This window comes from Pseudomonas sp. EA_5y_Pfl2_R50 (assembly GCF_963970475.1).
Lineage (GTDB): Bacteria > Pseudomonadota > Gammaproteobacteria > Pseudomonadales > Pseudomonadaceae > Aquipseudomonas.
Genome location: NZ_CAXAPT010000012.1, coordinates 209,481 through 216,462 on the forward strand (window position 1 = coordinate 209,481; position 6,982 = coordinate 216,462).

Genomic DNA, 6,982 nt, shown 5'->3' on the forward strand with positions numbered 1-6,982 from the left:
TCTTCGCGAGCAAGCCCGCTCCCACAGGTTCTGAGGTATTCACAGATTTTGTAGCCGACACGGACACTGTGGGAGCTGGCTTGCCAGCGATGGGGCCAGTCAATTCACCACAAAATCCGGATATCTCTAGCGCTCGCGCATCGCCTCGGTCCGCGCTTTGAGCACGGGTTTGAGCAAGTAATCCAGGACACTTTTCTCCCCGGTAATAATGTCCACCGTGGCTACCATCCCCGGAATGATCAGCAGCGGTTTCAGATCCCCGCCCAGATGGTTTTTATCGGTGCGCACCTGGATCAGGTAGAAGCTGTTGCCCTTGTCATCGGTAATCGTGTCCGCACCGATCAACTCAAGCCTGGCACTCAGCCCGCCGTAGATCGTGTAGTCGTAGGCGCTGAACTTGACCATCGCTTTCTGCCCCGGATGCAGGAACGCCACATCCTGCGGCCGCACCTTGGCTTCGATCAGCAGGTTGTCTTCCAGCGGGACGATTTCGACCATGTCGCTGCCCGGTTGCACCACGCCGCCAATGGTGTTGACCTTCAATTGCTTGATCACCCCGTGCACCGGCGACGTCACGGTGGTGCGGGTGACGCGGTCGTCGATGGCAATGCTGGTGGCCGTGATTTTCGACAGGTCGGTGCGCTTCTCGTTGAGCTCCTTGGCCGCCTCGGAACGGAAGGTTTGCTCCGACTCGTCGATCTTGCTGCGAATCTCGGCAATGGCCGATTCGGCGCGAGGGATTGCCAGTGTTGTCGCGTTCAACGAACCTCGGATTTCCACCGCACTGCGTTTCAAACGCAGGATTTCAACCGGCGAAACCGCACCGGTTTTCACCAGCGGTTCGGACATGTTCATCTCTTGCTGCAACAGCGCCAGGCTGGAACTGAACTGGCCCTGCTTGGAGCGAAACTCGGCGAGTTCCTGCGTTTTCTGGCGCAACTGTTCGCTCAGCGTGCGTTGTTCGCTGGCCAGGCGGCGCTGGCGTTGTTCATACAGCGAGCGCTCGTCTTCGGCGACTTGCGGCGCCTTGGCGATCACTTCATCGGAAAGCTTTAACGGCCGGCCATCGGCCTCTGCCGATAGCCGTTCGACCTGCGCCGTCAGCGCATAGCGGTCAGCCTCGCTCTCGCCCTTGTTCGAACGAAAGCGCGTGTCATCCAGACGCAACAGGGTGTCGCCCTTGTTCACCATCTGGCCTTCGCGGACAAAAATCTCGGTGACGATCCCGCCCTCAAGGTTCTGGATCACCTGCACTTTGCTCGACGGAATCGCCTTGCCTTCGCCCATGGTCACTTCTTCGAGCACGGCGAACCTGGCCCAGACCACTGCAGTGATCAGCAACGCTGCCGTCAGCCACACGGTGATCCGCGACCAGCGCGGTGAGTCCTGCAAGGACGCACCGGCGGTTTCCGGCATGAACTCGGCTTCGGCGCTTTTGCCGAAGCTGTCGAAGTAGCCACGCGATTTGCTATCGGAGGAAGCAGACATGGGGCAACTCCTAGACCGCCGCCGAGCCGACACGGCCCTTGCGCAGTGCATCGATGACCGCTTCTTTCGGACCGTCGGCGACGACCCGGCCGTTGTCCAGCACCAGCAACCGGTCCACCAGGCTCAGCATCGAAGTGCGGTGGGTCACCAGCAGTAAGGTTTTGCCTTGCACCCAGCCATGCAGTTTCTGCCGCAGCAAGTCTTCACTGCTGTTGTCCATGGCGCTGGTGGGTTCGTCGAGCAGCATGATCGGCGGATCAAGCAATAGCGAACGCGCCAGCAAAACGGCCTGACGTTGCCCGCCCGAGAGCAGTTGCCCGCGCTCGCCGACGGGCCGGTCGAAACCTTGTGGATGCTGGCGGGCGAGTTCGGTGACGCCGGTCAGTTCGGCGACTTCGAGCATCCGCGAATCACTGATGTAGCGCGCGCCGAGCGTGAGGTTGTCGCGCAGACTGCCGGCCAGCAGCGGCAGGTCGTGAGCGACATAGCCGATCTGTTGGCGCAGGTCGGCGACATCGAGTTGGCGCAGGTCTAGGCCGTCGAGCAGCAACTGGCCTTCTTCGGGTTCATAGAAGCCCATGACCAATCGCGCCAGAGTACTTTTGCCCGAACCGCTGCGGCCGATGATGCCGACCCGCTCACCGGGTTTGAGGCTGAACGTGACGTTGCTCAGGGCCGGGCTGTTCTGGCCGTTGTAGTGGAAAGTCACGCCACTGACGTCCAGCGCACCTTGCAGTTGCGTGCGTTCCAGCGGCCGCTGTTTGCCGTCGCGTTCCTGCGGCAAGGCCATGAGGGCATCGGTGCTTTTCATGGTCAGTTGTGCTTGTTGATAGCGGGTGATCAGCCCGGCAATTTGCCCGAGCGGCGCGAGCACACGGCTGCCGAGCATGTAACTGGCGACCAGCGCACCGACGCTGAGGTTGCCGGCGATGATGCTGTAGACCCCGGCGACAATTGTCGCCATCCCCGAAAATTGCTGGATGAACAAGGTGCCGTTGGTGGCCAGCGCCGACAGATTGCGTGCGTGACTGTCGAGGCGGGTGAGGGCGCCGTGGGTGGTTTCCCACTTGTGCTGGCGTTCGCTTTCGGCGCTGCAGGCCTTGAGGGTTTCCAGGCCGCCGAGGGTTTCGATCAGCACGGCCTGGCGTTCGGCGCCGAGGCTCAGGCTTTTCTGCACGGTGTCGCGCAGGCGCACTTGAATGATCATGGCGAAGACGATGGTGACCGGAAACGCCAGCAGCGGAATCACGACCAGCCAGCCGCCGAGCAGGCCGATCACCACCAGCATCAGCACGACGAAGGGCAGGTCGATCAGGCTGGTCAGGGTCACCGCCGTGAGGAATTCGCGCAGGCCCTGGAAGTCGTGAATGCTCTGGGCGAAACCGCCGATGGTCGCCGGCCTGGCTTTCATCGCCATGCCGGTGATGCGCTCGAACAAAGTCGCGGAAAGGATCACGTCGGTTTTCTTCCCGGCGGTGTCGAGCAAGTGCGCGCGCACCACCCGCAACACCAGTTCGAAACCAGTGCCGATCAGCAGGCCGATCGACAGCACCCACAGGGTCGACGTGGCCTGATTCGGCACGACACGGTCATACGTTTGCATGACGAACAGCGGCACCATCAGGCCTAAAAGATTGATCAGAAAACTGGCGAGAATGGCATCGCTATAAAGCCATTTCGACAGCTTCAGGGTGTCGCGAAACCAGGCGTGCACACGCGGTACCAGCGGTGAGCGCAGGTCTTCGAGTTCGTGGCGCGGACGGGCGAACAGAGCCTGGCCGCTGTAGTGTTCGGTGAGTTCTTCGCGGCTGACCCATTGCTCGCCGCCCTCGGCTTCGCTGGGCAGGATCAGCGCTTTGCCGTCGTCACCGAAGCGTCGCAGCACGGCGGTGCGACCGTCGTTGAGCAGCAATAAGACTGGCAGATTGAGGGGTGAAATATCTTTCAGTTCGCGGCGCAGAATACGCGCCTGCAACCCGGCCCGAGCGGCGGCGCGAGGCAGCAGATCGAGACTCAGGCGTTGTTTGTCGAGCGGCAGCCCGGCACTCAGGCTGGCACGGCTGACCGTCGCACCATGGAGTTTGCAGAGGATCAACAGACCGTCGAGTAACGGATCATCGAAGCTCAGCCGCGGATCAATCCCGATGTTGCCGGGTTCCATGCTGGTCATATTGATCGCCTCTGTTGCCGCTTCAATGATCGTTCCCGCGCTCTGCGCGCAAATGACTCCAGGGGACGCTCCGCGTCCGGTGACCCGGAGCCTCACGGCCTGCATTCCCACGCTGAGCGTAGGAAAGGTCAGGACAAAGTCAGCCCCTGCACCGTTTACTTGAGTTCAGGCAAGCGCGCTTCGTTTTTGACTTCGGTCGCGGCAATCGCATCGGCGGGCAGCACCACCCGTTGTTTGCTCAGCAACTGGCCCATGTTCGCCAGCACGCGGTACATCGAATATTCCTCGGTGTAGCGGATTTCGGTGTAGCGGCGATTGGCGTTGTAGAGCTCGTTTTCACTGTCGAGCAAGTCGAGCAGGGTGCGTTGGCCGAGGCCGAATTGGTCCTGATACGCGGCGCGCACACGCTTGGTGGTCTCAGCGTATTCGCGGGCGGTCGGGGTCTGCTTCTTCGCGTTTTCCATGGCGTTCCAGGCCAGGCGAATGTTCTCGTTGAGTTGGCGCAGGGCGTTGTTGCGGATGTCCATCGCCTGATTGATGTCGTGGGCATTGGCGGCCAGTCGGGCCTTGTCGCTGCCACCGCGGAACAGGTTGTAGTTCATCACCACACCCACGCGCCATTCGTTGTCGTGGCCCTCGTCGCCCTGCACGTTGTTGTTCGCGCCGACGGCCGCTTCGGCATCGAAACGTGGGTAGAACGGCGATTTGGCGACTTCGTACTGGCTCTCGGCCGATTGCACGTCAGCCTGGGCGGATTTCAGATAGGGGTTGTTGTCGACCATGCTCTGCTGGGCTTCGCGCAACTCGGTCGGCATTTCGCCACGGGTCGAAGCCGGGGTTTCGAGCTCGTCGGGCATGCGTCCGACGACGCTGTAGAAGTTGGCTTCGGCGTCAGACAGATCGACTTCGGCGGTGTCGAGGTTGTTCTGCGCCAGTGCTTTACGGGCGACCGATTGATCCGAGTCAGCCGTGCTGCCGACGCCGCGCTCGGTGCGCAGGCCGATCTGATCGTTGACCCGCAAGTGCGCTTGCAGGTTGTTGCGTGCCAGGGTCACCAGTTCGCGACGCTTGAGCACTTCGAGATAGACCTCGATGGTGCGCAGGGCCAGATCCTGTGCGGTGCCTTGCGCGTAGTAAGCGCGCGAATTGGACACGCCTTTGGTGCGCTCGACCTCGTTGGCGGTGTTGAAACCGTCGAACAGCATTTGCCGCAGCCGCAGCTCGGACTGGGTGTAGTTGAGGATTTCGGTGTTGTGATTACCGAAGGCCCGGGTGTTGGTGTTGTCGCTGTAGCCACGGCCGTAGGCGGCGTTCAGATCGACGGACGGATAGAAGCCGCCCTTGGCGACTTTGACCTGTTCATCAGCCGACAGGCGCGCGTCCACGCGCGAGGCCAGTTCGGGATGGGTGGCGATGGTGCTTTGAATGGCCTCGGTGAGGTTCATGGCCTGGGCTTGAGAAGTGCAAGCCATGGCCAGCAAAACCGCGCTGCAGAGGGGGGTTAGAACGCGCATGGGTGCATCTCCCTGAGTCCTGATGGTGTGTTACTGTCGCCAATTATTTGACGATATTTTTAGGTCTAAGCGTTTCACTCTTGTAACAACAGAGCTAAGAACATCCTAGAGCGTAGCTAAGAAAAAATTTTCATAAGGGTTATTCCGAAAAAAACTTATGAGCTTTGTAAAAACCAGCACATTGTTCAGCATGAAAGCCTTTGTTTTATGCGCTTTAGGGAGCACAGGAAGGCTTGAGGAAAGTTCCATTCACTTTGCGACATACGGCGAAGTACTGCTGAAGGGGAGGGACGCGTAGCGGCAAATGAGCGACATTTTTTTGTCACTCGGGTGATTCACCGCCGTTACGTAGCGTGAGTGGGAAGGCTGCATTGATCAGGGCTGGAAAGTGCTTGAAAGCACTGAAGTTTTCCGCTCAGGCCGGCTCCTGCGAAACGAACTGTCGAGGGTGCGAGCGTTGCCCCGACAACCCGATTGAGCCATGGGCTGCTTCGCGAACCTGTGCCGACGGTGGTCGGCAGCGGAGGAATTCACATGGCAACGCTCATTGGTATCGTCACTAAAGTCATCGGTCAGGTGTTTGCGCAGGGCGCTGACGGCAGCCGTCGCGCCTTGGTTGAGGGGGATCGCCTGTTTGCCGGCGATCAACTGATCACCGGGGCCGAGGGCGCCGTTGCCGTTCATCTGCAAAACGGCCAGGAGCTGACCCTCGGCCGCGACAGCAGCCTGACCATGACCGGGCAGTTACTGGCCGCTCAAGCCGCCCATGTGAACGCGCCCGAAGCGTTGACCCCCAGCGAAGCGCAACTGACCGACGTCGAGCAAATCCAGAAAGCCATCGCCGCCGGCGATGACCCGAGCAAGACCGCTGAAGCCACCGCCGCCGGCCCGAATGCACCGGGCGGTGCGCCTGGCGAGGCGGGCGGCGGCCATAGTTTCGTGTTGCTGACGGAAGTCGGCGGCCGGGTTGATCCGATCATCGGTTTCCCCACCGCCGGGTTCAACGGCATCCCCGAGTTTCCCGAAGAGCGCCGTAACGCCGTGATCGACAACGGCGATGGCACGGTTCCGCCCGTGGTGGTACCGCCACCCGTGAACAATCCGGTCACCCTCACGGGCCTTGACGTTCAGGGCGGTGAGCTGACGGTCAACGAGGCCAACCTGTCGAGCGGTTCTGCCAGCAACAACGGCGCGCTGACCCAGAGCGGCACCTTCACGGTGTCCGCGCCGGACGGCCTGACCAGCCTGAGTATCGGCGGTATCAATCTGATCAATGCCGGCGTCGCCGTCGGGTTCCCGCAGTCGATCACCACGCAACTGGGCAATACGCTGACCATCACTGGCTACAACCCGACGACCGGTGTGGTCAGCTACAGCTACACGCTCAACGGTAACGAAACCCATGCGGCGGGTGACGGCACGAACAGCCTCGGTGAACAGTTCACCGTGATTGCCAGTGACACCAACGGCGACACCGCGACCGGGACCGTCGACGTCAATATCACCGACGACGTGCCCAGAGCGGTGAACGACAGCAACGGCACCGCCTCGGAAAGCCTGCTGACCCTGACCGGCAACGTCCTGACCAACGACGTGCAGGGCGCCGACCGCGTGCCGACCGGCCCTGATGCCGGGCCGATCACTGCCGGTACGTTCACCGGCACTTACGGCACGCTGGTGCTTAACGCCAACGGCACTTACACCTACACGCTGAACACCAGCGACGCCGATTTCAAAGCCTTGCACGGCGGCGGCAACGGCACGGAAACGTTCACCTACACCCTCACCGACGCCGATGGCGATACCAGCA

At 61.2% G+C, this 6,982-nt stretch carries 4 protein-coding genes; 1 reads left to right on the top strand and 3 read right to left on the bottom strand.

The genetic code is table 11. From position 1 onward, the window contains the following. Positions 1–126: 126 nt before the first annotated feature. The 3 genes from AACY19_RS20935 to AACY19_RS20945 form a co-directional block, all read right to left on the bottom strand. Positions 127–1,488: an HlyD family type I secretion periplasmic adaptor subunit gene (locus tag AACY19_RS20935; protein ID WP_339453540.1), complete on the bottom strand. Its 1,362-nt coding sequence runs from the start codon at positions 1,486–1,488 to the stop codon at positions 127–129. 10 nt (positions 1,489–1,498) lie between these two features. Then, complete coding sequence (locus AACY19_RS20940) at positions 1,499–3,658, bottom strand: type I secretion system permease/ATPase (protein WP_339453541.1); 2,160 nt, start codon at positions 3,656–3,658, stop codon at positions 1,499–1,501. Between the two features lie 155 nt (positions 3,659–3,813). Then, positions 3,814–5,172, bottom strand: coding sequence for a TolC family outer membrane protein (locus tag AACY19_RS20945; protein WP_339453542.1), 1,359 nt, complete (start codon positions 5,170–5,172; stop codon positions 3,814–3,816). 534 nt (positions 5,173–5,706) lie between these two features. Between AACY19_RS20945 and AACY19_RS20950 the strand changes: the two genes are divergently transcribed. Further along, positions 5,707–6,982: retention module-containing protein (locus tag AACY19_RS20950; protein ID WP_339453543.1), on the top strand; the 1,276-nt coding region annotated here is incomplete at its 3' end.